At 34.1% G+C, this 1473-nt stretch carries 1 protein-coding gene and 1 pseudogene; both read right to left on the bottom strand.

Annotated features, from left to right (window positions below; all coding sequences use genetic code 11):
- Positions 1-233, bottom strand: a pseudogene (locus EZH24_RS11745) (ABC transporter permease); the annotation flags it as partial.
- Positions 233-1291, bottom strand: a complete 1059-nt coding sequence (locus EZH24_RS11750) for an ABC transporter ATP-binding protein (RefSeq protein ID WP_137999268.1) — start codon at positions 1289-1291, stop codon at positions 233-235. The gene EZH24_RS11750 and the pseudogene EZH24_RS11745, both read right to left, overlap by 1 nt.
- Between the last annotated feature and the right edge of the window lie 182 nt (positions 1292-1473).

Here is a 1473-nt window from a genome sequence, read left to right on the forward strand (position 1 = left end):
GAAATATAATAAGACAAAGGATAAGCTAAAATTAAACAAATTAAAGTCGATATTAAAGCGAGTATAATCGAACGCATTATAACGGGAGCAAACGAAGAGACGCTTGCAAAATTATTTACGGTAAAATCTCCGTTTTGATTCGTAAACGCAAAATATATAACTAAAATTAGAGGAATCAAAGTAAAAATCAAAGTCCAAATTATATAAGGCATCGCTGGAATTTTTTCTTTCATTATATCAAAACCTCCTCGACTTCTCTTTTCATAATATGAATATTTTCTTTTGCAATATCTATTCCTATTTCGCTTCCCTCTTCCCATTTTTCCGTAGAATGAATTATCCATTTATAACCGTGAGCGTCCAATATCATTTCATAATGCACGCCTTTAAATATCGCGGATTCAACCAAACCCGATATATTGGCATTCTCGGGCGAAGTGACTATTATATCCTCTGGGCGAATAACTACATCGACTTTTTCCAAACTTTCAAATCCTTTATCAACGCAATCGAAAATATAGCCCGCAAATTCAACCAAATAATCGGCATGCATTATTCCGTCTATTATATTGCTCTCTCCAATAAAGTCCGCAATAAAAGCGTTTTTAGGCTCGTTGTAAATATCCTGCGGAGTTCCTATTTGAAGAATATCTCCATCCTTCATAACCGCAACCGTATCGCTCATGGTAAGCGCCTCTTCTTGGTCATGAGTAACGTAAACGAAAGTTATTTCCAAAGACTGCTGAATTTTTTTTAATTCTATTTGCATCTCTTTTCTTAATTTCAAATCCAAAGCTCCCAAAGGTTCGTCAAGCAAAAGAACTCTCGGCTTATTTATCAAAGCTCTTGCGATTGCGACTCTCTGCTGTTGTCCGCCAGAAAGATTATTTATATTTCTTCCTCCGTAATTTTCCAAATTAACCATTTTAAGCATTTGATGAACTCTCTCTTTTATTTCCGATTTATTTACTTTTTTTAGATTGAGTCCGAAAGCTATATTTTCAAAAACATTTAAATGAGGAAATAAAGCGTATCTTTGAAAAACCGTATTCACTTCTCTTTTATAAGCGGGCATATCGTTTATAACTTTTCCGTCAAAAAAAACTTTTCCAGAATCGGGTTTAATGAACCCCGCAATCGTTCTTAAAATCGTAGTTTTTCCGCAGCCCGAAGGTCCCAAAAGAGTTATAAATTCTTTATCTTTTATTTCCAAATTAAGATTTTCCAAAATGGAATTTTCGCCGTAAGAAACATTGATATTTTGTAATGAAACTATTATATTGCCGTTCAATTTTCACTCCCTATGCGTTATTTGGGATAGCTTAATGCTTATATACTAATGTATAAAACAGTTTCTTGTCGCTACCCGCATAGGGCTTTTTCGTTCCAGCAATATTATTTTTTAATGATTGCCTTTCTTAGTCAACAGATACGCCTGCAAAGAATATCCATTTACCGCTATCGCCGATTATT

Source organism: Brachyspira catarrhinii (assembly GCF_005518285.1).
GTDB classification, from domain to species: Bacteria; Spirochaetota; Brachyspiria; order Brachyspirales; family Brachyspiraceae; genus Brachyspira; species Brachyspira catarrhinii.